The organism is Desulfuromusa kysingii (assembly GCF_900107645.1).
GTDB lineage: Bacteria > Desulfobacterota > Desulfuromonadia > Desulfuromonadales > Geopsychrobacteraceae > Desulfuromusa > Desulfuromusa kysingii.
This window is the reverse complement of the sequence record NZ_FNQN01000001.1, coordinates 316,106-341,148: the sequence shown is the minus strand read 5'-3', so window position 1 is coordinate 341,148 and position 25,043 is coordinate 316,106. Positions and strand designations below refer to the sequence as shown.

Genomic DNA, 25,043 nt, shown 5'->3' with positions numbered 1-25,043 from the left:
CGACGGGAACAGAACAATGAAAGAACTGATTGCAAAAGCCAATATCCTCATGGAAACCCTGCCATGGATCAAACGCTTCTATGGAAAAACCATCGTCATCAAATACGGTGGTAACGCTATGGTTGAAGAGCATCTGAAAAAAGGGTTTGCTCGCGATATTATTATGATGAAGTATATTGGTATGAATCCGGTCGTCGTCCATGGCGGTGGGCCACAAATTGGTAAAGTTCTCGAAGCGATGCACATCGAGAGCCAGTTCATCCAAGGAATGCGGGTCACCGACAGTGAAACCATGGACGTGGTTGAAATGGTCCTTGGCGGCAAAGTGAACAAGGAAATTGTCACGAACATCAACCTGCATGGTGGCAATGCTGTGGGGATAACCGGCAAGGATGGTGGTCTGCTAAAGGCGAGAAAACTGGAGATGACGGCGATCAATCCAGACACCCTGACGCCAGAAATCATCGATATCGGCATGGTCGGCGAAGTTGAATCGGTTGATCCAAGCATTATCCAGGGATTGAAAGAGAATAATTTCATCCCGGTCATCGCCCCTATCGGTGGCGGCCTCAATGGTGAAACGTTCAATATCAACGCCGATCTTGTTGCTGGAAAAATCGCCGGAGCTCTCAAAGCTGAAAAATTAATCTTGCTGACTGACATCGAAGGGGTTAAAGATAAGCAAGGAAAACTTATCTCTACGATCGATGTTCAACGGGTTCCGGATTTGATTAACAATGGCACCATCTCCGGCGGCATGATTCCTAAAGTTAACTGCTGCGTCGAGGCCATTGATGCCGGTGTAGCAAAAACCCATATTATTGATGGACGGATGGAACATGCTTGTCTGTTGGAAATGTTTACCGACAAAGGTATTGGCACCGCTGTCGCGAGGTATAAAAAATGAACAAGTCTCAAAACTGGATTGATCGGGGTCTGGCCCATGTCGCTAACACTTATGGACGCTTTCCTCTGGTTGCAGCAAGCGGGAAAGGCTGCTGGCTAACCGATATTGACGGCAAAAGGTATCTCGATTTTCTTGCTGGGGTCGCCGTCAACAGCCTTGGCCATTGTCATCCTAAAGTTGTTGCTGCTCTGCAGGAACAAGCGGCCAAACTGCTACATTGTTCCAACTATTACCACATTCCTCAACAGATTGAGTTGGCAGAAATCCTCTGTGAACACTCATTCGGTGACCGGGTGTTCTTCTGCAATTCCGGTGCTGAGGCTAATGAAGCGGCGCTGAAACTGGTCCGTAAGTACAGCGCAGATACTTATGGGACCGACCGGTTTGAAATCATCACGGCAATCGATTCATTTCATGGCCGGACCCTTGCCACCATCAGCGCCACGGGGCAAGACAGAATTCAGTCGGGTTTTGCTCCCCTGATCTCAGGATTCAAGTATGTCCCGTTTGGAGATATCGCGGCCTTGAAAACTGCGATTGGGCCTAAAACCTGTGCCATTATGATGGAACCCATTCAGGGCGAAGGGGGGATAAATGTCCCACCACAAGGCTACCTTCAAGCCGCCCGGGAACTCTGTGATAAGCATAATCTGCTGCTGATCTTTGATGAAATCCAGGTCGGTCTCGGACGGACAGGGAAACTCTTTGCCTATGAGCATGACAACGTCGAGCCTGATGTGATGACCTTAGCCAAAGCTCTCGCAGCAGGTCCCCCTATCGGCGCGATGATCGCCCGAGAAAAATATGCGACAGCACTCAGTCCAGGGACCCACGGATCAACCTTTGGTGGTAACCCGTTATTAACCGCTGCTGGTGTCGCAGCAATGAAAGTACTGCTGGAAGATCATATCATCGATAATTGCGTCGCTATGGGCAACTATCTGAAGGCACAATTGGAACAGTTACAAAACAAATATACGTTCATCAAAAATATCCGCGGCCGCGGCCTCATCTTAGGGATGGAATTAACCTTTGAGGGGGCTGAAATTGTTAAAACGGCTCTTCAACGGGGATTACTGATTAATTGCACGGCAGGAAAAGTTCTACGCTTTGTGCCACCATTGATCGTAACCCAAGATGAGATCGATCAAATGATCGAGATTCTGGATGGCATTTTAAAAGAGCTATAAGGTCTTGAAACTCAAAAACATCCAGCCTGAGATGAGTTCAAAACCGGACCTCTTGCGGCAACCCACAAAGTTTAGGAGATTAACCCCATGAATAAAGATTTTCTTGCCCTTTCTGATTGGACCCTGGAAGACCTGGAATCGATCTTCTCACTGACCAGAGAACTGAAACAGAAACAAAAAGAAGGGACACCTCACCCCCTCCTCAAGGGGCAGACTCTGGGTATGATCTTTGAAAAAAGTTCAACCCGGACCCGGGTCTCGTTCGAAGTCGGCATGTTTCAACTTGGAGGCCATGCCTTGTTTCTCCATTCAGGAACGACTCAAATGGGGCGTGGCGAACCGATCAAGGATACCGCCCGGGTCATGTCAGGCTATTGTGATGGTGTCATGGCACGAACCTACTCCCATCAAGCGCTGGAAGAGTTCGCGCAGAACAGTTATGTTCCTGTTATCAATGGCCTCAGTGACCTCTACCACCCCTGCCAATTAGTGGCTGATATCTTCACCGTCACAGAGCACAAAGAGGACTATCGCAATTTGAAATATTGCTGGATCGGCGATGGTAATAACATGGCAAACAGTTGGATCAACGCTGCCGCCCTCGTCGGTTTTGAGCTTCGCATTGCCTCCCCAAAAGGCTACGAACCAGATAAGGAGATTGTCGCCCTGGCAAAAAAATCCGGTGCTAAAATTTTATTGACCAATGACCCTCGCGAAGCCGCAGCAGGTGCAGATGTCTTGAATACAGACGTCTGGGCCAGCATGGGACAGGAATCCGAACAACAAAAGCGGGCTAAAGCCTTTACCGGCTTTCAGATCAACGCCGATATCCTGAAGTTAGCCGACCCTGAAGCTGTGGTCATGCATTGCTTACCCGCACACCGCAACGAAGAGATAACTGACGAAGTCGTGGAAGGACCACAGTCAATTATTTTCAACGAAGCTGAAAATCGCCTGCATGCACAGAAAGCGATTCTGGCAACGTTAATGGCTCATTGATTTATGCAAATCACCTGCCCACATTGTGGCTTCAATAAAGTGGTCGATCAGGTGCCTGAAAATGCTCGTCAGGTGTACTGTCCAAGGTGCAAGACAAGCTTTCCACTGCACCCCACAGACACGGAACCTCAGGCAAAAGTCGCCGCAAAGGATTCACAAACTGACGTTCTCAGAGCACCAATCTCTCCCCATGCAGAGATAGATGCTTTGCCAAAAGCAGGTTTCTGGATGCGGCTGGTCGCGACGACCATAGATGCCTTTATTGTCTTGGTCTTGCAGCTTTTATTTGGAGCCCTTTTGGCTTTTACAGGCGGGATTGCTGCGAATTACCAGGGGGCCAGTGTCAATATTGCTACTTTGGTTCAGCTGTTTAGCTTTGTCCTCAGCTTTGCTTACTATATTATTTTCACCGGCTCCTGCGGACAAACCCCCGGAAAAATGGCTTTACGAATTAAGGTTATTCGCCGTGACGGCTCACAAATCAGCTACCTTCGTGCTGCTTTTCGTGAAGTTCCGGCAAAATTTATCTCGGGTATAATTTTTGGAATTGGCTACCTGATGGTCGCCTTTGATGAACAGAAACAGGGATTACACGATCGTATGGCTGATACATACGTAATTAAACTTTGATCGAACTACATAATCTCAGGAGAAATTAAAATGGCTAAACAAGAAGATGTCAAAAAAGTCGTTCTTGCCTACTCCGGTGGACTAGACACATCGATTATCCTTAAATGGCTGGTCGAAGAATACCAATGCGAAGTTGTCGCCTTTTCTGCCGACCTCGGCCAAGGGGAAGAGCTTGATCACATCCCGGAGAAAGCGAAAAAAACCGGGGCCAGCTCCTGCCATATCCTCGATTTAAAAGAAGAGTTTACCCGTGACTTTGTTTTCCCGATGTTCCGCGCTAATGCCATCTATGAAGGGCGTTATTTCCTTGGCACCTCCATTGCCAGACCGTTAATTTCCAAGGCACAGATGGAAATTGCCGCAAAAGAAGGGGCTGACGCTGTCTCCCATGGGGCGACCGGAAAAGGCAACGATCAAGTCCGCTTTGAAGTGTCCTACTACCATTTTAACCCAGCGGTCAAAGTTATCGCGCCATGGCGGGAATGGGATCTCAACAGCCGTACTGCCCTTGAAGCCTATGCAAAGAAACATGCCATTCCGATTCCAACCAACAAAAAAGTGCCTTGGAGTTCAGATCGCAACCTGCTCCATATCTCTTTTGAAGGATACGCATTGGAAGATCCTTGGGCTGAGGCTCCAGAAGAGATGTACACCCTCACCGTTGCCCCCGAAGATGCACCCGATCAACCGGAATACATCGAGGTTGAGTTTGAAAAAGGGGATGCCGTTGCCATTAACGGTGAACGTCTCTCGCCAGCCAACCTTTTAGCTAAATTGAATCAACTCGGTGGCAAACATGGTATTGGGCGGGTTGACCTGATGGAAAACCGCTATGTCGGGATGAAGAGCCGTGGTGTTTATGAAACCCCAGGCGGTACCATTCTTGAGGAAGCTCATCGAGCGGTAGAATCGATCACCATGGACCGTGAAGTCATGCATCTGCGAGATTCTTTAGTCCCCCGCTATGCGGAAATGATCTATAATGGTTACTGGTTTGCCCCTGAGCGGATAGCCCTGCAAGCGCTGATTGACGAAACCCAAAAAACCGTCAACGGTAAAGCCCGGATCAAGCTCTATAAAGGTCACTGCCGCGTTGTTGGACGCGATTCAGCAACCGACAGTCTGTTCAATGTCGATTTTGCCACTTTTGAGGCCGATGAAGTTTACAATCAGGCCGATGCTGAAGGGTTTATTAAAATTAATGCTCTGCGGTTGAGAATTGCCGCAATGCAACGGGCCGCTAAAAAATAAACCAACTGTGCGACTGACTCGGGGTGCTGGCATTGCAAAGCACCCCGAGTTTTAACGGGAAATAACCATGGGACAAGCGTTACAAAGACAAATCAAAACTTCTGTGGTCGCCTGTATTATGGATGACAAAGATCGGATCTTACTGACACGTCGAAATATTCCCCCCTTCTTTGGTCAATGGGTTATGCCCGGTGGGAAGATTGACCACGGCGAATCAATTGAAAGCGCTCTGCTTCGTGAGGTCGAAGAAGAAGTTGGTCTAAAAGTGAAGATTGATAAGCTGGTTGACATCTACGAACACCTGGCAATCGGCAACAAAAAGGACCACTACATCATCCTCTACTACCGAGCCATAGCGTTAAGCTCTGAGCTGAAGCTCAACTACAGTGAACTCAGCGAGGCAGTCTGGTTTTCCGATCACCAACTTCCTGACCTCAATGTGCCACCGGGTTGTCGTCAGGTTCTGGCACGCCTGTTCCCGAAATTGACATGGGCGGATTTGGAACATCCCGGAGAGGATGCCGACAACGAAATTCCCAATATTACCGCCTTACGCTGAGGGTTAAGTCCCCATCGGGATAAAGGGGCGCTTGCGGAAGATAACGCACAAAGCACTAAAAGCTCACGGTAGCGGACCTCAAAGCAGACTGATGAGCTAAAAAACAGGTTTACAGCAATAACATGGTCCTTAATTCTCAAGGAGAAGCATAATGAACAACAAGCTCTGGGGCGGACGTTTCACCCAGCCTACAGATAAATTTGTTGAAGAATTTACGGCGTCAATCGGTTTTGAACAGCGCCTCGGTAGCTACGACATCCAGGGCTCTAAAGCCCATGCAGAAATGCTCGGTCGCCAAGAAATAATTTCAGAAGCAGATGCACAAAAGATTATTTCCGGCCTGGATGAAATTCTCAATAAAATTGAATCTGGGAAAATGGAGTTTTCCATCGCTCTGGAAGATATCCACATGAACATCGAAGCTCAACTGATTGAACGGATCGGTCCAGTCGGCGGTAAACTGCATACGGGTCGCAGTCGTAATGATCAGGTCGCTGTCGATATTCGCCTCTATTTGCGAGATGAAATCGATGTCATTCTCGACTATCTTAAAAAGTTAGAGGCTGCCCTCATTCAACAGGCAGAAAACAATCTCGATATCATTATGCCTGGCTACACCCATCTACAAACGGCGCAACCGGTACTTTACAGCCACCATATGCTCGCTTACCGCGAAATGATCAGTCGTGATAGGAGCCGCTTGAGAGATTTAAGGGCGAGATTCAACCTGATGCCTCTCGGTGCTGGTGCGCTGGCGGGGACAACCTTCCCTATTGATCGCGAGTGGACCGCCAAGCGCCTCGGTTTTGATGGTGTCACCAGAAACAGCCTGGACAGTGTTTCCGATCGGGACTTCGCCATCGAATTCTGCAGCTTTGCCAGTATCCTGATGATGCACCTCTCCCGCCTCTCTGAAGAGTTGATCCTCTGGTCCAGTGCCGACTTCAATTTCATCGAACTCTCAGATGCCTTCTGCACTGGGAGTTCCATCATGCCACAGAAAAAAAATCCTGATGTGCCGGAATTGGTTCGCGGCAAAACCGGTCGCGTTTATGGCAACTTGATGGCCCTGTTAACACTGATGAAATCATTACCACTGGCCTATAATAAGGATATGCAAGAAGACAAAGAGCCTCTGTTCGATACCATCGATACGATCAAAGGGAGCTTGAAAATTTTTGCTGACATGGTTGTGGAAATGCAAGTTAAAGGGGATAATATGAGGATTGCCGCAGCACGAGGCTTCTCGACGGCAACAGATGTTGCTGATTACTGTGTCCGCAAGGGATTGCCATTCCGTCAAGCCCATGAAGTGGTCGGTAAAACAGTCCGCTATTGTGTTGAAACTGGAAAAGATATTCCTGAGCTGAGTTTAGCTGAATTTCAAAGTTTTTCCGATTTGATTACAGCGGATATTTACGATTATGTCACCCTTGAAGCCTCCGTCAATGCGCGAAAAGCGACAGGGGGAACAGCTCGGGAAGCGGTTGAACGTGAACTGAAACGGTTGCAAAATCCTTAATTTTAACGTTTTTTTACATCATCATAAAGAAGAGCATCAATGCGAACTCAGAAGTTTCTGTTTCTACTTATAGCGATACTGTTGCTTAATGGCTGCGGTAAAAAGGGGCCTGTTCGCCCCATAGACGCAACACTCTCAAATAACACGAATGTCGAAACAGCCACCGAATCTCGAAGATGTTCTGAATGACGGTCAGGTAAAACCGTCCAATATTAGTCTGGAGGAAAATATGTTTCAAGGATCTATGGTAGCGATCATTACCCCTTTTGATGCCCAGGGCAATTTTGATGAAGAAACCTACCGCCAACTGGTTGAATTTCAAATTGAAAATGGCACCGATGTCATTGTCCCCTGCGGCACCACTGGGGAATCTGCAACCCTCGACTATGCGGAACATGATCAGGTCATTAAAGCCTGTATCGAACAAGTTAACAAACGGGTTCCAATCCTTGCAGGCACTGGCTCCAATGCAACTGCTGAGGCAATTGCTATCTCTCAACATGCTAAAGAGATGGGTGCCGACGGTGTCCTTCTGGTCGCCCCCTACTACAACAAACCGTCCCAGGAAGGGCTCTATCAAAACTTCAAAGCCCTCGCTGAAAATGTTGCCATCCCTCAGGTATTATACAACGTTCCGGGGCGGACCGGCGTCAATATGACAGCAGAGACCACCATACGACTGGCAGAGATCAGCAATATTGTCGCCATTAAAGAAGCTTCTGGAGACGTAATCCAAGCCAGCGAAATTATTGCTCGTGCAGGGGACAAGATTAATGTTATCTCCGGTGATGATTTCCTCACCTTGCCGTTGATGGCTTGCGGTGCCAAAGGGGTCATTTCAGTCACCGCGAACATCATGCCCAAAGAGGTGAAATCCATGGTTCAGGCCGTTCAGGAAATGCGCTGGGATGATGCCCGTAAGTTGCACCTGCAACTGCTCGACGTACATCAGTCCATGTTCCTTGAATCGAATCCGGTTCCGGTTAAAACCGCTTCGGCACTGATGGGAAAATGTCGCATCGATATGCGGTTACCACTGGTGGAGATGCAAGAGAATACTCTGGAACAATTGAAAACCATACTAAAAAAACACTCTCTAATCTAACAACGTCGGGGGCGGTCTGGTGATCGCCCCGTTTCAGATCACGGTAAAACTCAAGGGCAGAGATCTTTCTCCCCGTAACTGACATTGACACGCAGGAAATTAAAATGAAAGTAGCTATTGTTGGTGCCGCCGGTCGGATGGGTGGCCGTTTAATTCAAGCGGTTCAGGAAACACCAGGCATGGAATTAACTGGTGCCGTTGAACGGACAGGACACCCACAGCTCGGTGCAGATGCAGGGCTATTAGCAGCGGTAGGAAAATTGGGGATTAAAATCACCGATGACCTGGTTGCAACCATGGCCAACGCAGACGTCTTGATAGATTTCACCTTTCCAGAAGTGACATTGAAAAATCTGGAAATCTGTGCGCAACAAGGGAAAATGGTCGTCATTGGTTCGACCGGTTTTACCCCCGAACAAAAACAACAAGCAGCCCATTTTGCTGAAACAATCCCGGTCGTTCTCGCTCCCAACATGAGCGTTGGCGTCAATGCATGTTTTAAGCTCCTAAAAGAAGCCGCCAACATTTTAGGGGATGATTTTGACGTTGAAATTGTTGAACTCCACCACAACAAGAAAAAGGACTCCCCTTCAGGGACAGCCGTACGCATGGGAGAAGTTGTCGCTGATACTCTCGGTCGGGACTATAATCAAGTCGCCAATTATCACCGCGAGGGGATGTGTGGAGCACGCACCCACGAAGAGATTGGCATGCAGACAGTACGTGGTGGAGATATTGTCGGTGAACACACCGTCTATTTCATCGGTATGGGGGAACGGATAGAAATCAGTCACCGGGCTATGAGCCGTGACATGTTCGCCCGTGGTGCGGTACGTGCTTGCCAATGGTTACAAGATAAAGATCCCGGGCTCTATGACATGCAGGATGTTCTCGGTTTGAGTTAAACCTTACCGCTGGAGATTGACATGAAAAAAGTTCTCATCTTATTGCTGATTTTCGTCACATTGATTATTTCTGGATGCGAAACTTTCCATGGTCTCGGAAGAGATTTTGAAAAGGCCGGCCAGTGGCTGCAGCAAAAATCCAGTTAAAAGCCAGCGGTAAGAGCTAAAAATACGATCACTTTGTTTACAAGTTACTTTTTATCAAAACTTCAGGAGACGCGTACATGGCACGTATCAACGATAATTATCTTAAACTTCAAGCTGGTTACCTATTCCCCGAAATCAGTCGTCGCATCAGTGAATTTACCCAGGCCAATCCAGAAGCAAATGTCATCCGCCTCGGTATCGGTGATGTCACCAGGCCTCTGGTCCCTGCGGTTCTTAAAGCCTTTCATGAAGGGGTCGATGAGATGGCCGCGGTGGAAACGTTTCATGGCTATGGCCCAGAACAAGGTTATGACTGGTTAGCACAGACGATCGTTGACAAAGCCTATAAGCCACTGGGGGTTGACTTAAAACCTTCTGAAGTCTTCATATCTGATGGATCAAAGTGTGACACAGGAAACATTCTTGATATTTTTGACCTCGGTAATAAAGTGGCGATTGGTGATCCAGTCTATCCGGTTTATAACGACACCAACGTCATGGTGGGCCGCAGTGGTGAAATGGACGACCAAGGCTACTACGAAGGTTTGGTCTACATGCCTTGTACGGAAGAGAATGGTTTTAACCCTGAATTTCCCAAAGAGAAGGTCGACCTGATCTATCTCTGCTTTCCCAATAATCCAACCGGAACTGTTGCTACCAAAGAGCAATTACAAGGCTGGGTTGATTATGCTCTCGCCAATGATGCGATTATTCTCTTTGATGCCGCCTATGAAGCCTATATCACCGAAGCAGGTGTTCCCCACTCCATTTATGAAATTGAAGGCTCCAAACAATGTGCAATGGAATTCCGGTCATTCTCCAAAACAGCCGGCTTTACTGGTGTGCGTTGCGGGTTGACAGTGGTTCCTGAAGAGCTCATGGGGACCACAGCAACGGGAGAAAAGTACAGCATCAACAAACTCTGGAATCGGCGTCAATGCACCAAATTCAACGGCGTTTCCTACCCCGTACAAAAGGCCGCTGCCGCCGTTTATAGCGATGAAGGCTGGGCCCAAACTAAAGAGATTATTGATTTTTACATGGAAAATGCGCGCATCATCCGCGAAGGTTTGACCACGGCAGGGTTCCAGTGTTTTGGCGGCATCAATGCCCCTTACATCTGGTTAAAAACCCCCGCAGGAATGACCAGCTGGGATTTCTTTGATAAACTGCTGAACGAATGCTTTGTCGTCGGTACCCCTGGTAGCGGCTTTGGCCCAAGTGGAGAAGGCTATTTCCGCCTTTCCGCCTTCGGCGAGAGGGACAATATCGTCAAAGCGGTACAACGCATTAAAGAGAAGTGGGGTAAATAATCTCCTTCTTTATAGACCAACTGAAAGGGCGTCCATTGCGGCGCCTTTTTTGTACCCGAACAAGCAATCACCAATAAGGGGTCACCCCCTCGAATAATTTTGAAAATTTTCGTATAACGTCCCAGATAGGAAAGAGAGATTCTTGATGATCAACCTGAAGCCTGAAGTCATTGAACAACTCGAACGAGTACTCAGCTCTGTCGAAATGCTGCTCCCTAAAGCGGTCAAGCCCATAAACTGGTCAACTTGTTATGCAGCCAATTGGCGGAGACACTCTTTTTCAGGATTCCTTGAACCGGTAAAAATGACTGACACGACCAAACTTGATGAGCTCCTTGGTGTCGACGATCAAAAAGCGGTAATGGTCAATAACACCCGTCAGTTTTTGCAAGGATTACCAGCCAACAATGCGCTCCTCTGGGGCTCACGTGGAACGGGAAAATCATCGATTGTTAAGGCCTTACTCAACCAATACGGGGAACAAGGATTACGTGTTATTCAGGTTGAAAAGGAGGACCTCATCTATATATCAGAGATTTTTACTGCGGTAGAAAATCAACCCTATCGGTTTATCATGCTTTGTGATGATCTCACCTTTGAGATGGGCGAACTGACCTATAAGATGCTAAAAAGTGCTCTCGATGGTTCGGTTTATTCCGCCCCTGAGAATGTCCTGATCTATGTCACCTCCAATCGCCGCTATCTGCTCCCTGAATATGAAAGTGATCACATTGGGGGAAAATATGTAAAAGGTGAGTTGCAACAGAGTGAAGTGCAGGAAGAAAAAAGCTCTCTTTCCGATCGTTTCGGCCTTTGGGTTCCATTTCATGTATTTACTCAAGAGCGCTACCTTGATGCGGTCAAACTCTGTACTGAACGCTGGAGTAAACAACTTGGTCAGGAGATTCCATGGAATGATGACCTCGAACGTGCGGCCATCAAATGGGCCAATGAAAAAACTAAACGTTGCGGCCGGACTGCATACCAATTTTCAAAAAACTGGGTCGGCAAGTTCCTGTTAAAATAAGGGAATTGTCTGTTTCAAGAAATAGCTATGAGCATCAAGGTGCGGGGAAAATGGACCTATTTGCCTCAGTCAAGGAGAACACATGAATATTGTATGGGCATATCTACGTAAAGGATGAGCGTCGTGTAAAAATGCTCAAGAGTTTCTTGAGAAGGAACAGATCACCATCAGCGAAGTTCTGGATGCGCGTAAAAACAGGATAGAGGAACAATCGGCTTGGGATATCATCAAAGCAGCAACAGTCATCAGCGTTGCCAAAGGAAAAAAAGTTATCCACTTTCACCCGGAGACAGATGAAAAGGCAGCGATTCTCAAGGTTGTCATGGGTCCCAGCGGTAACTTACGCGCTCCGACATTGCAGCTCAATGATCAGTTCATCGTTGGATTCAATCCAGAGCTTTATGCGGAGAAATTTCAATAAGGCTGGAACGATGCAAATCTGTCTCTCCGGCCTCAACCGAGAAAGTTTTTCAGACCGGTGAAGAATATCTGCGCTGCGATAGCGGACACAAATAACCCCGTCAGCTTGGTCAGGATCGACAACCCCTGCTGACCGAGAATTTTTTCCAAACGACCGGCAATGATGAGCAAACCGCCAACGGCAAGCACAGCACAAAGCAATCCCAGGCTGGCGATAATTTTTTCAGGCACAGTTTTAAGGCCAGCGCCCATCACCAATAAAGCACCAATCGTTCCGGGACCTACCGTAATTGGGATCGCCAAAGGAACCACAGCAACATCTTCTTTGGCTCCCTGATGAGAAACACTCGCATTACCTTGAATCATCGATACAGCAGATAAAAAGAGAATCGTTCCGGCGCCGATCCGGAAGGCGTCGAGGGTAATTCCGAATAAAGCGAAAATATACCTGCCAAATAAAAACAGTGCAAAGCAGGTCAGGATGACCGAAAAAGTGACTTTAAGCGCGATTCTTTGCCGTTCAGATTGTAGAACGTCTTTGGTGAGCGACAAAAAGGCAGAGAGGACAAAAAAGGGGGTCAGCAGTATGAACATCTTCAGAAAAACATTGATAAAGAGGGTGAACATTCTCGTCATTCCAAGCTTTAGAGGGTGCAGATGCAGTGGACATATAAACAATTCACCTCGAAAAAGCAACAGAGATCAACATAAATAAGGGCTATCCTCCCCGACCGTTGAATGTCCAACGACGGCCATCAACACCCGGACTAACTTTTTTTCACCCTGAAGCCTGACTTCAGCAACGCAGCGGCAAGATCAGTCTGGGTATTTTCTCGGGGAGCTTGTTTCGTTGTTTTTACCTTTTTAGCCCCTCGTTGCTCCTTCTTTGCTTGCGGTTTTACTTCGCCACTACGCATCGTTAAGGCAATTCTCTTACGTTGAACATCAACTTCCAGCACCCGAACCTGAACCTGCTGCCCCACCTTAACCACTTCATTGGGATCTTTGACAAAGCGGTCAGCAAGTTGGCTAACGTGAACTAAACCATCCTGATGCACACCAATATCAACAAACGCACCAAAAGCAGCCACATTGGTCACCACACCATTCAGAACCATCCCTTCCTTAAGATCATTCATCTCCATGACATCCTCACGGAAGCTGGTGGAAACAAACGACTCCCGTGGATCGCGACCCGGTTTTTTCAGTTCGCTGATGATATCTCGTAAAGTGGGGAGTCCGACGTCATCGGCCAGATAACGGTTGAGATCAATAGAATCCAGCAGTGCCGCATCTGCGATCAGTGCCGGCAACTCAACACCAGCATCTGCAGCCATTTTCTCAACCAGTTGATAACGTTCAGGATGAACAGCGGTGTTATCCAGAGGTTGTTGGGCACCACGAATACGTAAAAACCCCGCAGCTTGTTCAAAGGCTTTCTTACCAAAACGGGGGACGTTCAAGAGATCCTTTCTCTGCTGAAACATCCCATTTTCATTGCGATACTGAATGATCGCTTTAGCCTGCGAAGCACTGATACCAGAAACAAAACCCAGGAGCGCCCAGCTCGCCGTATTGAGATCAACACCGACATAATTGACGCAGGTCTCAACAACTTCATCCAACGACTTTTTCAAAGCAGTCTGGCTGACATCATGCTGATACTGACCAACGCCGATACTCTTGGGATCGACCTTGACCAATTCCGCGAGGGGATCTTGCAACCGCCGCGCGATGGAGATCGCCCCCCGTATAGTCAAATCGAGATCGGGAAATTCCTCACGGGCGATATCAGAAGCCGAATAGACGCTCGCCCCCGCTTCGCTGACCATCACCACAGGCAATTTTTGTCCCTGTGACTTTAAGCTCTGGCGGACAAATTGCTCCATCTCCCGTCCGGCAGTGCCGTTACCAATCGCTATCATCTGCACTTGATGTGCTGCAAGCAGACGTAACAATTCCCGTTGCCCTTCTTCAGCCCTTCCCCGTCCTGTGTGGGGATAAATAGTGACATGCTCAAGAAAACGGCCGGTCTCATCGACAACCGCCAGCTTTGATCCGGTGCGTAATCCAGGGTCGACGCCCAGAACCCGAAAACTCCCAGCGGGAGCCGCCAACAACAGGTTGCGTAAATTTTCGGCAAAAACCCGGATCGCCTCAGTATCAGCACTTTTTTTCGCTTGCAAGCGCAGTTCAACTTCTATTGACGGTGCCAACAGTCGCTGGTAAGCATCATCAATCACCGATCGTAACCAAGGATGATAAGGGTTTGCTTGTGGTATCAGCAACTGACTGAGGCGGGCGAGGATCTCCTCTTCAGGAGCTTGAATCGATAGCCGAAGAATATCTTCTTTTTCTCCTCGGCGCATCGCGAGCATGCGATGAGAAGGGACCAGCCGTAAAGGTTCGCTAAAATCATAGTACATCTCATACTTGCTAACGGTTCCAGCCTTACCGCGAGCCGGTTGCGAACAGAATACCCCTTGTTGCCAAGTCAGTTCACGGACAACAGCCCGCCCCTCCGCACTGTCAGCAAACTGTTCTGCTAGAATATGTCCCGCACCTGCCAAGGCGCTTGTAGTATCAAGAACTTCAAGTTCCGGATTAATATAAGGAAGAGCCAAAGATTCGATTTCCGGGCCAGCGGTCACAGCGTGGAAAAGTTGCTCGGCTAGGGGTTCAAGACCTCTCTCTTTGGCAATTGTAGCCTTGGTACGACGTTTGGGTTTGTAGGGAAGATAGAGATCTTCCAGTTCAGTTTTTTGTCGACACGCTGTAATTTTATCGCGTAATTCAACTGTCAGCTTGCCTTGCTCCTCAACCGATTTCAGAATCACTTCGCGGCGTTCCTGCAACTCTTTGAAGTAAATCAGCCGTTCCTGCAACTGACGGATCTGCACTTCATCCAATTCCCCGGTCACCTCTTTGCGGTAACGGGCAATAAAAGGGACGGTCGCCCCCTCTTCCAAAAGCGCTACAGTGGCTTTAATCTGGTTCTGTTGTAGACCGGTCTCTTCAAATAATAGCTGTGCAAGATTAAACATTGTCATTGGTCAACTCTATTCCGTACAAAGATTGAGGATTCATTTAAAGGGAGGCGATGGTAGCATGCTGTTTATGATTTGCATAGCTTGTCAAAAGCGATAATAGCGGCCGAATAGCAAAATAATTCGGGCAACCGATTGGCTGCCCGAACTGTCCATTTTTAGTTACTCAGACCGTTTCGGCAATTTCCAAACCGTTTCCGATGAGGAGCCTTCAGAATCACTGTCAACAAAAAACCCTTCATAGCCAAACGTCATAGCCACAACCCCAGCTTTAAGTTGCACCTCTTGAGAAAACGGGGTCTGACCTTCCAAGTCATGACCAAGTGTCCGGGCAATATCAAAGTAATCGACGACCCGCATATCCTGGTCCAAAAGGAATAACTTTAATTTTAAATCCCGAACTGCCGTAAAATTCATCTGTGGGCTATTAGAAAAAGTAAGGCTCCCTTTGATGCCCAGATTGTCACCATTGCGGTTTAAGTCATAATCAACCGTGACATTCAAGTCCTGCCACTGTTGTGTCCCCTCCGGTACCGTCACCAAGCTGACAACCCCCTCGGCATCAGCTTTTGCACCAAGGTAGTAAGATGTTGTCGTTTGACAACCGGAGAAAATCAGCCCAACACATACGGTCAACACAATAAATAATAATTTTTTCATAGCTCGTCACTCCTGCTTGCAAGTTATTTACATAAGGTCATTTTATCACAGGGAGGCACATTAAGACGAGATTGACTCTGTTTTATTGAAACTGGATTTTGACTCAGTCCGCGACTGACAAGCCATCATCCTGTGTTATGCTGGAGCAACTCTGTGATTCTAACCAAGGGATGTTCATCATGAAAAAAATGGGTGTTTTGCTGCTGGGGTTGCTCTCTATCCTCTATCTGTTAAATCCAACCGCTGGAGTCTTCGAACTCATTCCCGATAATCTTCCCCTTATCGGCAATCTGGATGAAGCTGCCGCTGTCACTCTTCTGCTGATGTGCTTACGGTATTTCGGTTATGAGCTTCCAGATATTTTTAATCCGAAGAAGTAAAGAAGCAAGCATGACTAGAACTGAACAGGGGGGGATTGCGGTTAACCATCTGACGGATAATAGCTGATCCCAACAACCGTTGCTGCAAAAACTTGCGTGCTGCTCCCCGATCCCAACCGATTGTTGATTGAAATTCATGATAGAGCCCAAGGGGACTCTCTTCGTCTTGCAGCTGCGAGCTGTCGATCCCGTATAAATCCAGATCTTCGAGTAATCCTGAACCTCGCGGCAAGTTCATTATGGAGATATTAAGAAAGCCAATTTTCTCTGCATGCTCTTCCAGAAAGTTCAGTGTCATCTCTGCATCTGCTTCAGTTTCTCCCGGAGTCCCCAGCATAATGTAGATATAACTGCTGATTCCGGCAGCAGACAAATTGGTTAAAATCTTCGCGGCCATCTCCAGCCTGACCCCTTTTCTCATCCGGTCAAGGACCTTTTGCGAACCACTTTCCAATCCCAGTTGCAACATCCGGCATCCTGTTTGCGCGAGTTGCTGGACAAATTCAGGATCTGCCAAAACAGATTCAAAGCGGACAAATCCGAACCAGGCAATCTCTTTCAAGTCAGCTTTACGCTGCACCAAACTCTGAAGAATACTAGGAGGAATGGCATTGTCTGTCAGATGAAAGGTTGTCGCCTTGTACCTTGCTGATAACTGCAACAACACATCAGGAAACTGCTGTGGCGGCAAACTGTCATAGGGATGCACCGGTGCCGTTGCCTCAGGGCAGAATAAACATTTTTGCCAGTAACAGCCCCGCGAAGCACTCACCGAGATAATGGGCTGCGGGCTTAAATAGCGACTGAAATCAGCAAAGGAAAAGTCCGGGATAAAACCGATATCGGCAACATCCTTCAAATAATAGCCCTCAGGAGCAGAACCTTTTGCTAAATGAACAAGAGAGGCCTCTCCTGGGCCGAACACCAGACGATCAAAAGGGGGCAACCTATAATCAAGTTTTTGCAGCGGTTCCTGCCATGAAGTTATCAGTCCTCCACCAGCCACCAGTTGCAGGTGAGGATATTGCCGACGGAGCAACCCTGCCAATTCAAATGCAGCGAAAGCCTGATGCAGATAGTTAATTGAGATGGCGACAATCTTGGGCTGATGAGCTTTGATTTGGGGGAATAGTTCAGCGACGAAATAGGCATGAAACAGGGTCTGAAGTTTGCCGCTGCTGAACAGGTACAGGTCATCAGGATTAAAGACAGAACGCCCATTATATTGATAGTCACCGAGAGTTAAGCGTTCATTATCTCCACCGCCTGTCCACAGGCTCAGCAATAGATTCAGATGCCGGACTGCCGTACTATAACGGGAAAAAGAAGTCGCTGCAGCAGGAGAACGCAAGAAACGCAAAGACTCATCTAAGTGTTTCAACGCGCGGCGCACAGAGGTTTTTGGTCGATCCCCGGCCCGCGCCATCAGACGTTGATAATCCAGCAGATAGAGATAGCTTTCCAGATTGGCATCCAGAGATTTGACATCGACATGGGCTTGACGCAACACCGCAGACAGAACAGCCAGAGAGAGAGGAGGTTCGGAGGGGAGCAATGCTGGAGGTTGAATCAACAGGACATCGGTCATAAATAAGTCGCTATCCCCTGACCCTGGCAACAGGGAGTCCTTCAGCCAACCAGCCCAAGATTCCGTCGGTAACATTATAAATATCAGGACGAGAGGTTGCTGCTATCAGGAATTCACAGATCAAACGAGTTCGGTGCCCGGTGCGACAAATGAGAATCAAAGGTCGCTCTTCAGCAACCCGTGCATTCAGTTGCTGTACCCATTCTTCCGGTTGACTTTGCCCCTGAGCATCAAAGAATGTCAACAACTCACTGCCAGCAACCACGCCAGTCAATCGCCACTCTTCGGCACGCCGCACATCAACAATAGCAGCCCCATGATTTAAAAAATCGGCGATCTCTATGCTTTTTATCGGTTTATATGTTCTTCTCATCGTATTTTCCGGAAAAATTTGTTAAGCTCAAAGTAAGACTGATCTTAGATCATTAATATCATTCGAGTAAACGCAAGAGGCTGATAAATAAATTATATTTATCACAGAAAAAAACAGGTTGAATAGTCACCGAGACTATCAACCCTTTTCCCGTTACGAGGTGCCACGATGCTCCCATTTTATAAAACAATTCTTGTTCCATGTGACCGGACACCCAACTCCCAATATGCCTTTAAACATGCTGTCATGATTAGTCGGCGGAATAATGCCAAAATTCACCTGCTCCACGTTCTTCCTCAGGTTGATTCATCCATGCGTAGTTATATTTCTGCGGTGATGGGCGAAAACAAGCTGGAAGACCTTGAACACACAAATATGGAAAAAGCGAAAGAAGAAATGACACACGATCTGGAAGAGTTTGCCAAAAAGGAACTTGCCGACTTTCCTGAAGATTTAGCCCGTTTTGCCGGAGCAGAAGTGGTCATTGGCCACCCTGTCGTTAAAATTCTCGAGGTCGCCAAGCAGTTGGATGCCGATTTGATTGTCATGGGAACCCATGGCAAAGGGGCGATTGAACATGCGTTCCTTGGAAGTACCGCTGAAAAGCTCCTGAAAAAATCGAAACGACCGGTATTTGTTATCCCGTTGCCAGAATAATCTAACCATAAACAGGGGCGTGCAAGCATTTGCCACGCCCCTGTTTCAAATTCACACTTCATATTATGGTGCCAAAGCCTTTGATTGAAAATTAAAATGATAGAGTTCATACGAACCATTGCGATCAAGTAGGCTGATGGTTATCTTTGTATCCCCGGTTGAGTATTGAGCATCAACCTCATAAGTGATCAGCGGACGCTTTTCAAACTCGACATCATCAACCTCCGACTGACTTTTAAAACTCATCTTACCAATTTTTTGCAGTGAACCGATTTTCGACAGCGCCTCCATAAGATGGTCCAAGTCTGCGGCTGTGACTGTTTTCAAAATCTCTGGGGCCATGTATTGTCGCGCTATATTTGGATTCCACGTAGAGATTTCGGGTAAAACTCTCTGGATATAAGGGCCCACTGTTCCCGCATAACGAGACGACAAAACGGCATCATAAACAAAATAGGCAGAGAAGCCGGTCACAAAAACACAGACAACATAAACAATAAACTTTTTCACCGCTGATCCCCTTCTAGAAGGACACAATATTCCCAATCAATGCCCCAAATCTGTTTATTGCCGCGCTAAGCGTAAATTTTCGATCTTGTCTTCGTAATTTGAACGAAAGGGGTTAATATCCAGACCTCCCCTGCGGGTATAACGGGCATAAACAGTGAGCCGTTCTGGCTGACAGTGACGCATCAAATCCATAAAGATACGTTCGACACACTGCTCATGAAATTCATTGTGCTGACGAAATGAAATCAGATAACGCAACAGCGACTCCTGATCAATCTTGCGGCCACAATAGCGGATCAACACACTCCCCCAATCAGGCTGATTGGTGACGAGACAATTACTTTTTAACAAGTGGCTGTACAATTCTTCTTCAACCCGGCATTCAGAATCCGTTGCATTTTTCAACAAAGCAGGATTAAGAGAATACCCCTTCACCTCAATATCTAACCCATCAATGCATGTTCCTGGAAAGCTCTGAAGTTTTGCAGTGTCAAATTGCCTGCTGTCGAACAATCGCACCAGAATCGGAGCACCACAAACATCGCAAAGATCTTTTACCAAGAGCGCTTCAACCTGTTCAAACCCCGAAAAACAGGTCTGATTGAAAGAGTTCAAGTAGAGTTTAAATGATTTCGACTCCACCAGATTTGGCGATTCACAAGGGATATGAAATTCACCCATAGCAACCACGGGTTTTCCCTTCAGGTTGAGCCAGGACAACTCAAAAGCATTCCAGATATCATAACCAGAGAAAGGTAAATCCTCGGCAACACCGATCTCATCGCGCTTGATCTGCCGAGGAAAAGGGCAAAGCAAAGCCGGATCATATTCAGCTTTATAGGCAGTTTTCTCCCCCAAGGGAAGATTGAGCTTATGGTCAACCATAAAACAACGCTCCTGTTTATTTTCGACGGTTTGCAAACGCGGAAAAATAATAACAATTTGAATATTGCTATAAAAAACCAACCCACGTATTTTGTAAAGATAACTTTATCGATAAACCTATTTCAGCAACACTCAATGAATATCCAGCTCATATGTCTAAAATCGCGTCAACCTGCTGAATACTCTTGGTTTGCCATAGCATCGGAACAGTTAATTTTATGCAGAACAATCTTCACCTTCGGGGTGTCTTATACGCTTTTTTTGGCGTGCTGGTCCTTAGCTTTGATTCCCTGCTAGTGCGCCTCGCAGAAACCCCCAGTATCACCATTTTGTTCTGGAGAGGGCTCTTCATCGGGATTTCGTTAACGGCCTTCACGGTTGTCAAAACAAAACACTCACCCTTGAAGGTTCTGAATACAAATCGATATCCTTACTTGTTTGCGGGTTTGTTCTTTGCATTGGCCGGATTTGGTTTTGTCTTTTCCGTTCAAAACACCACCGTGGCCAATACCGTCGTCATTCTCTCCATAGCTCCATTCTTTTCTGCTTTGATCAGCTACCTGCTGAACAAAGAGGTGATCAAACGCTACACCTTTATTGCCATGACCGCCATGGTCCTTGGCACCTTGATTATTGTCTCTGCTTCTGTTGGGAGTGGTCATTTGTTGGGGGATATGCTCGCGGTGTTGACAGCCGCAGCTATGGGAACGGCCCAGGCATACCTGCGTCGGCACCAGAAACTGCAGCGAATAACAATTATTATGGTCAGCGGCTACCTGATGGCGCTTTTCGCACTTCCCTTTGCCAACCTGAGCCCCGAACCTGATAAACTGGTGGTACTAGCCCTTATGGGCCTAGTACAGATGCCTCTGGCTATGGTTCTCTTCTCCACAGCAACCTGCTTTATTTCTGCAGCTGAAGCCAGTATGTTCATGATTGTTGAAACCGTCTTTGGTCCGCTCCTCGTATTTATTTTCCTGGGAGAAACAATACCCTTCAATACAATCTATGGCGGGAGTGTCATCATTGCAGCACTGGCAACCAATACATGGTTAGCAGCAAGAGTAAAAGCTCCTCCGGCAGAATAAAACGGATAAATCCGTACCAAATAAGGACTAACCCTGCCAAAGACAACCACGATAAAGTAGAGAAACCACAAAAATATTACAATAATAAAATTGGCGTTCACTTTCTGTTACAATAGTGAAATTAAATTGACAGAGAAAATCTTCGGGTGTAATTTCCCAAGACCCTAGAGCAGTGCATGAGCCAAGGTGGGTATCCCCCACACAAAAAAACGAAGGAAAGGTGTACAATCATGAACGCGAACCAACTGAGACCTAAGGAAGCATACAACGTCGCTATTGCCGGTGCTACTGGCGCTGTCGGTGAGACATTTCTGAACATCCTCGAGCAGAGAAACTTTCCAATTAACACGCTCAAGCTTTATGCATCCAAACGTTCTAAGGGTAAACAGGTCACGTTCAAGGGCACCACGTACACCATCGAAGAATTAACCGAAGATTCCTTTAAAGATATTGATATCGCACTGTTTTCAGCCGGTGGGGCACAGAGCAAGAAATATGCTCCTTTCGCAGTGAAAGCCGGTGCTGTCGTCGTTGATAATAGTTCCGCTTTCCGCCTTGACCCGGAAGTGCCTCTGGTTGTTCCAGAAGTCAATCCGGAAGATGTTGTTTGGCATAACGGAATCATCTCAAATCCAAATTGTACAACCATCATTATGCTGGTTGCTTTAAAGCCGCTCCATGATTACAGCCGCGTGAAGCAGGTTTTTGTTTCAACTTACCAATCTGCTTCTGGAGCTGGCGCACAGGCGATGGAAGAACTGAAGCAGCAGGTCAGGGATTGGGCCGCAGGGAGAGATCTCTCAGTCAACAAGTTCACCCATCAACTGCTTTATAATGTCATTCCCCACATCGACACATTTCAAGACAATGGTTATACCGGGGAAGAGATGAAAATGTTCAACGAAACCAAAAAAATTCTCCACGACGATGAAGTCCGTGTATCAGCAACCTGCGTCAGGATTCCAGTACTTTATTCACATTCTGAATCGGTCACAGTGATGACTGAAGAGCCGATTTCTCCTGAAAAAGCACGTGAGCTATTCAATAACGCACCGGGCTTAAAAGTAAATGACAACCCTGATGGCTGCGAATATCCAATGCCTCTGGGATCGCAATTTCAGGACGATTGCTACGTCGGTCGTATCCGTGAGAATATCGCCGCAGAGAACGCCCTGAACTTTTGGATTTCAGGAGATCAGATCCGCAAAGGGGCAGCCCTGAATGCAATCCAGATTGCCGAACTACTGGTCAAAAATGCGCAGAAAGCCAACCCTGCTCTGAAAGACGTCAGTGGTTTCTAAACAGCAAAACCTCTAGGTTCTGATTTTTCAAACTAAGTTCAACCCACCTTGACTCATAAAGCCCCGCATTAATTTAATGCGGGGCTTTTTATATTCTGAAAATTCTTGCGCTGAGAAGTGAACACGGCATTGAGCAAATAAAGCTAAGTCCGCTAAATCCCCACATCAAAGAGACCACAAAAGACATCCACAACAACGACACCGGGTCTAAAGCAGAGACAATTATCACCCCCTGAAATTTTATGTTGACACAAAACAACTGTCTGCTACAATCTGGGCACATAACACTATATAAACATCCGACCAAATAGTGAGCACACATGGCGTATAAATTATCGACAACAGTCCTTAAGGCGTTTCAAGTTCTTGAATATGTTGGTGCAAACCAGCCAGTTCTGCCTTCCAGCATAGTCAAAGATCTTGAACTTAATCGGACAAATGTCCATAGACTCCTCGCGACCTTGTCTGAAATTGGCTACGTTGTCAAAACAGCAGAAGGATTCAGTCTGACCTTCAAGCTTCTAAAGTTAGGACGGACAATTCCTCTCAGTAAAGATCTACGGAACACAGCAAAGCCATACATGATTGATCTGATCAACAGAGTCGGTGAAAACGTTTATCTTTGTGTACGCGTCGAGGACATGGTGTTTGCGATAGATGACGTGAAGTCATCTCATCGCCTCACATTGAATCCGGATATAAGTTACTCATACCCGATCCACAGTTGTGCATCGGGGAAATTATTCCTCTCCGAACTAACACCATCTGATCGGCGAGAATACATAGAGACACTGCATCTGGAAGGTCTGGGACGCAACACCATCACAGATAAATTAAAGCTGCATCGTCAAGCGGAAGAAGCCAAGAAAACCGGCTACGCAACAGATTTATTTGAATTCAGCGACGATATCTTAAGCATTGCGGCTCCAATTTATAACTATGATCATAAAATAATTGCAACCATCGCCATTTCTGGACCTGGAACACGTTTAACTGAAGCAGACATGACTGCTCACATTCCAGACCTTCAGGCAACGGCCCGCGAACTATCACGTTGTTTTGGAAGCGGCAAAAATAGCTAGCGACCCGACAACGTATAAACACAAGTGAATCATTGAGAGGTGAAAGATGAAACAGGACAAACTTTTTGCAAAGCTATCGCATGTAGACGCTCCACAGATCAAGGTTGCCCCTCCGGGACCTAAATCTCAGGAGATCCTTAAATATCAGGCTGACAATGAAAGTTCTGCAATTTCATATGCCAAAGGGATGCCCATGGCGATGGCCAAGGGAAAGGGTGCAACCATTGAAGATGTTGATGGTAACATCTATATCGATATGTTTTCAGGTGCCGGAGTTATGGCGCTGGGACATAGCCATCCAGATGTCCTCAAAGCGTCTCATGAAGCGATTGAAGACATCACTCATACCCTTGATATTCCGTCTCCGATTCGCCAGAGAATGGTGAAATCCATGAAAAAAATTCTACCAAAAGAACTCACTCGGGTGTTTTTTGGTGGCCCAACCGGTTCCGATGCGGTTGAACAAGCGATCAAACTGGCAAAATTCAACACCGGTCGCTACGGCGTTATTGCCTTTGAAGGTTCTTACCACGGCATGACTGGCATGGCACTGGCTCTAACTTGTGACGCCCATCACCGTCAAGGTCTTGGTCCTCTATCTCCAGGGGTACAATTTCTCCCCTACCCCTATGAGTACCGCAACCCCTTTGGTTGCCCTGACGAAGATCTCCAGCTCCAAGCTGCTGAAAATCTAGAACGGGTTCTCTCCGACTCACATTCAGGCTATTTAAAACCAGCCGCAGTTATTCTGGAGTCAGTTCAAGGTGAAGGGGGAACAATTATCCCAGCACCGATCTTCCTGCAACGGGTTCGCGAAATTTGCACCAAGCATGACATTGTCATGATCTGTGATGAAATTCAGGCAGGTCTCGGCCGGACTGGAAAAATGTTTGCGTTTGAGCATGCTGGCATCGTTCCTGATATTGTCACCATGAGTAAGGCTCTGGGTGGTATCGGCTTCCCGATTTCAGCCATCGCATACCGTGAAGAGCTGAACACCTGGCCTACCGGACTCACTATCGGTACGTTCCGTGGCAACATGATCGCCTTTGCTGCTGGTAGCGCGGCTCTCGAGTGGATGCAGGACAATGGTGTTATTGAACATGCTGCAGGCTTGGGTGAAAAATGCATGGTTAAACTCAAAGAGCTTGAAGCCCAGTCAGCCATCGTTGGTGAATCCCGTGGACTCGGGATGATGCTTGCCATCGAAATGGTTAAAGACAAAGAAAGTCGTGAACCAGCAGGTGATTACGCCAAACTTGTCCGCAAGCATGCTCACCTGCGTGGTGTCATGATTGAAGTCGGTGGTCACCACGGAAACGTAGCCCGTCTCCTGCCGCCATTGATTATTACTGAAGATTTGGCAATGAAAGGGATTGAAATTATTGCTGGCGTTATCAAGGACATTGAAGACGGCAAGCTTTCTTAATTCACAAGTCAAACGGTCGCAACCCAACGGGGCAACGAAACACACAAATCGTTGTCCCGTTGGGATCA

General features: G+C 47.2%; 25 protein-coding genes and 1 pseudogene. 19 read left to right on the top strand and 7 right to left on the bottom strand.

What is annotated here, in order from left to right; all coding sequences use genetic code 11:
• The first annotated feature begins 16 nt into the window (after window positions 1–16).
• The 13 genes and pseudogenes from argB to BLU87_RS17925 form a co-directional block, all read left to right on the top strand.
• Window positions 17–907, top strand: coding sequence for an acetylglutamate kinase (argB, locus tag BLU87_RS01680; RefSeq protein WP_092344194.1), 891 nt, complete (start codon window positions 17–19; stop codon window positions 905–907).
• Window positions 904–2,097, top strand: coding sequence for an acetylornithine transaminase (locus tag BLU87_RS01675; RefSeq protein WP_092344193.1), 1,194 nt, complete (start codon window positions 904–906; stop codon window positions 2,095–2,097). Before argB ends, BLU87_RS01675 begins: the two co-directional genes overlap by 4 nt.
• Window positions 2,098–2,184: 87 nt before the next feature.
• The gene (gene argF, locus BLU87_RS01670) at window positions 2,185–3,096 is read left to right on the top strand and encodes an ornithine carbamoyltransferase (RefSeq protein ID WP_092344192.1); all 912 of its coding nucleotides are present in this window, start codon (window positions 2,185–2,187) and stop codon (window positions 3,094–3,096) included.
• A 3-nt stretch (window positions 3,097–3,099) separates the two neighbouring features.
• Window positions 3,100–3,726, top strand: a complete 627-nt coding sequence (locus BLU87_RS01665; protein ID WP_092344191.1) for an RDD family protein — start codon at window positions 3,100–3,102, stop codon at window positions 3,724–3,726.
• A gap of 30 nt (window positions 3,727–3,756) precedes the next feature.
• Window positions 3,757–4,977, top strand: a complete 1,221-nt coding sequence (locus BLU87_RS01660) for an argininosuccinate synthase (RefSeq protein WP_092344190.1) — start codon at window positions 3,757–3,759, stop codon at window positions 4,975–4,977.
• A 67-nt stretch (window positions 4,978–5,044) separates the two neighbouring features.
• Window positions 5,045–5,536: an NUDIX domain-containing protein gene (locus tag BLU87_RS01655; RefSeq protein WP_092344189.1), complete on the top strand. Its 492-nt coding sequence runs from the start codon at window positions 5,045–5,047 to the stop codon at window positions 5,534–5,536.
• A 148-nt stretch (window positions 5,537–5,684) separates the two neighbouring features.
• Window positions 5,685–7,058, top strand: a complete 1,374-nt coding sequence (gene argH / locus BLU87_RS01650) for an argininosuccinate lyase (RefSeq protein ID WP_092344188.1) — start codon at window positions 5,685–5,687, stop codon at window positions 7,056–7,058.
• Between the two features lie 229 nt (window positions 7,059–7,287).
• A complete protein-coding gene (gene dapA, locus BLU87_RS01645) occupies window positions 7,288–8,163 on the top strand; it encodes a 4-hydroxy-tetrahydrodipicolinate synthase (protein WP_092344187.1) in 876 nt (291 codons plus the stop codon).
• 104 nt (window positions 8,164–8,267) lie between these two features.
• Complete coding sequence (gene dapB / locus BLU87_RS01640; RefSeq protein WP_092344186.1) at window positions 8,268–9,068, top strand: 4-hydroxy-tetrahydrodipicolinate reductase; 801 nt, start codon at window positions 8,268–8,270, stop codon at window positions 9,066–9,068.
• 21 nt (window positions 9,069–9,089) lie between these two features.
• A complete protein-coding gene (locus BLU87_RS17750; RefSeq protein ID WP_281242480.1) occupies window positions 9,090–9,215 on the top strand; it encodes a hypothetical protein in 126 nt (41 codons plus the stop codon).
• Between the two features lie 77 nt (window positions 9,216–9,292).
• The gene (locus BLU87_RS01635) at window positions 9,293–10,528 is read left to right on the top strand and encodes an LL-diaminopimelate aminotransferase (RefSeq protein WP_092344185.1); all 1,236 of its coding nucleotides are present in this window, start codon (window positions 9,293–9,295) and stop codon (window positions 10,526–10,528) included.
• A gap of 145 nt (window positions 10,529–10,673) precedes the next feature.
• A complete protein-coding gene (locus BLU87_RS01630) occupies window positions 10,674–11,555 on the top strand; it encodes an ATP-binding protein (protein WP_092344184.1) in 882 nt (293 codons plus the stop codon).
• Between the two features lie 133 nt (window positions 11,556–11,688).
• A pseudogene (locus BLU87_RS17925) lies at window positions 11,689–11,976 on the top strand (ArsC family (seleno)protein); the annotation flags it as partial.
• A gap of 32 nt (window positions 11,977–12,008) precedes the next feature.
• Here BLU87_RS17925 and BLU87_RS01625 read toward each other — a convergent pair.
• From BLU87_RS01625 to BLU87_RS01615, 3 genes are all read right to left on the bottom strand, one after another.
• On the bottom strand, window positions 12,009–12,602 hold the full coding sequence (locus BLU87_RS01625; RefSeq protein ID WP_092344183.1) for a MarC family protein: 594 nt from the start codon (window positions 12,600–12,602) through the stop codon (window positions 12,009–12,011).
• A gap of 140 nt (window positions 12,603–12,742) precedes the next feature.
• The gene (locus BLU87_RS01620) at window positions 12,743–15,025 is read right to left on the bottom strand and encodes a Tex family protein (protein WP_092344182.1); all 2,283 of its coding nucleotides are present in this window, start codon (window positions 15,023–15,025) and stop codon (window positions 12,743–12,745) included.
• A 159-nt stretch (window positions 15,026–15,184) separates the two neighbouring features.
• A complete protein-coding gene (locus BLU87_RS01615) occupies window positions 15,185–15,682 on the bottom strand; it encodes a hypothetical protein (RefSeq protein ID WP_092344181.1) in 498 nt (165 codons plus the stop codon).
• 179 nt (window positions 15,683–15,861) lie between these two features.
• Here BLU87_RS01615 and BLU87_RS01610 point away from each other — a divergent pair, with 179 nt between their 5' ends.
• A complete protein-coding gene (locus tag BLU87_RS01610; protein WP_217637417.1) occupies window positions 15,862–16,062 on the top strand; it encodes a DUF1232 domain-containing protein in 201 nt (66 codons plus the stop codon).
• Here the strand turns inward: BLU87_RS01610 and BLU87_RS01605 are convergent.
• Complete coding sequence (locus BLU87_RS01605; RefSeq protein ID WP_092344179.1) at window positions 16,046–17,650, bottom strand: B12-binding domain-containing radical SAM protein; 1,605 nt, start codon at window positions 17,648–17,650, stop codon at window positions 16,046–16,048. The genes BLU87_RS01610 and BLU87_RS01605 overlap by 17 nt on opposite strands.
• A gap of 10 nt (window positions 17,651–17,660) precedes the next feature.
• Complete coding sequence (locus BLU87_RS01600) at window positions 17,661–18,023, bottom strand: rhodanese-like domain-containing protein (protein WP_092344178.1); 363 nt, start codon at window positions 18,021–18,023, stop codon at window positions 17,661–17,663.
• Window positions 18,024–18,191: 168 nt separating this feature from the next.
• On the opposite strand from BLU87_RS01600, the gene BLU87_RS01595 reads away from it, so the two are divergent.
• Window positions 18,192–18,680, top strand: coding sequence for a universal stress protein (locus tag BLU87_RS01595; RefSeq protein WP_092344177.1), 489 nt, complete (start codon window positions 18,192–18,194; stop codon window positions 18,678–18,680).
• A gap of 63 nt (window positions 18,681–18,743) precedes the next feature.
• Here BLU87_RS01595 and BLU87_RS01590 read toward each other — a convergent pair whose 3' ends face one another.
• Together BLU87_RS01590 and queF are read right to left on the bottom strand one after the other, a co-directional pair.
• Window positions 18,744–19,190: a hypothetical protein gene (locus tag BLU87_RS01590; protein ID WP_092344176.1), complete on the bottom strand. Its 447-nt coding sequence runs from the start codon at window positions 19,188–19,190 to the stop codon at window positions 18,744–18,746.
• 54 nt (window positions 19,191–19,244) lie between these two features.
• Complete coding sequence (queF, locus tag BLU87_RS01585; protein ID WP_092344175.1) at window positions 19,245–20,075, bottom strand: NADPH-dependent 7-cyano-7-deazaguanine reductase QueF; 831 nt, start codon at window positions 20,073–20,075, stop codon at window positions 19,245–19,247.
• 218 nt (window positions 20,076–20,293) lie between these two features.
• Here queF and BLU87_RS01580 point away from each other — a divergent pair, with 218 nt between their 5' ends.
• From BLU87_RS01580 to BLU87_RS01565, 4 genes are all read left to right on the top strand, one after another.
• Entirely contained in the window at window positions 20,294–21,163 is an 870-nt protein-coding gene (locus BLU87_RS01580; RefSeq protein ID WP_092344174.1) for a DMT family transporter, read from the top strand.
• Between the two features lie 230 nt (window positions 21,164–21,393).
• Window positions 21,394–22,464, top strand: coding sequence for an aspartate-semialdehyde dehydrogenase (locus BLU87_RS01575; protein WP_092344173.1), 1,071 nt, complete (start codon window positions 21,394–21,396; stop codon window positions 22,462–22,464).
• A 320-nt stretch (window positions 22,465–22,784) separates the two neighbouring features.
• A complete protein-coding gene (locus tag BLU87_RS01570; RefSeq protein WP_092344172.1) occupies window positions 22,785–23,546 on the top strand; it encodes an IclR family transcriptional regulator in 762 nt (253 codons plus the stop codon).
• Window positions 23,547–23,592: 46 nt separating this feature from the next.
• Window positions 23,593–24,975 carry an aspartate aminotransferase family protein gene (locus BLU87_RS01565; protein ID WP_092344171.1) on the top strand — a complete coding sequence of 461 codons (1,383 nt, stop codon included), beginning with the start codon at window positions 23,593–23,595 and terminating at the stop codon, window positions 24,973–24,975.
• Window positions 24,976–25,043 lie beyond the last annotated feature (68 nt).